General features: G+C 68.5%; 1 protein-coding gene. It reads left to right on the top strand.

Features of this window, described 5'->3' with window-relative positions; genetic code table 11:
• Positions 1-158: 158 nt before the first annotated feature.
• Positions 159-594: IS701 family transposase (locus AC2CJA_RS27110; protein WP_484605267.1), on the top strand; the 436-nt coding region annotated here is incomplete at its 3' end.

The raw sequence follows: 594 nt of genomic DNA, 5'->3' as shown, positions 1-594 counted from the left end.
TACTCCAGTCTGACTTTGCGATCTTGCTGCGGACCCGGCTGGAAACGGGTACGGCCACCGCGTGATCATCGGTTGGTGTGTGGACAAACGAAGATCGTGCGGTGGCCGCGGACCATAGGGTAGACCCTGCTCGCTGGCGGGAGATGTTCGACCAGGCCATGGCCCGGATCGCGGGCCGCTTCGGCCGAGTTGAGCCCCGGGCGAGTGCCCGCGCCTATCTGCTCGGGCTGTTGTCGAAGACGGAGCGGAAGAACTGCTGGCAGCTGGCCGAACAGGCCGGTCATGCGCGGCCGGGGCCAATGCAGCGGCTGCTGCGCTACGCACGCTGGGACGCCGATGCCGTCCGCGACGATGTCCGCGCATACGCCGTCGAACACATCGGCGCCGACGGCGCGGTGCTGGTCGTGGACGAGACCGGCTTCCTGAAGAAGGGCCGTGCTTCGGCGGGTGTGCAGCGGCAGTACACCGGCACCGCCGGGCGCATCGAGAACTCCCAGGTCGGTGTCTTCCTCGCTTACGCCACCAGCCGGGGCCGGGCACTGGTCGACCGCCGCCTCTACCTGCCCGAGCAGTCCTGGTGCTCCGATCCCGAGC

The organism is Streptomyces sp. ATLC9 (genome assembly GCF_057196705.1).
This window is presented reverse-complemented; position numbering and strand designations above follow the sequence as displayed.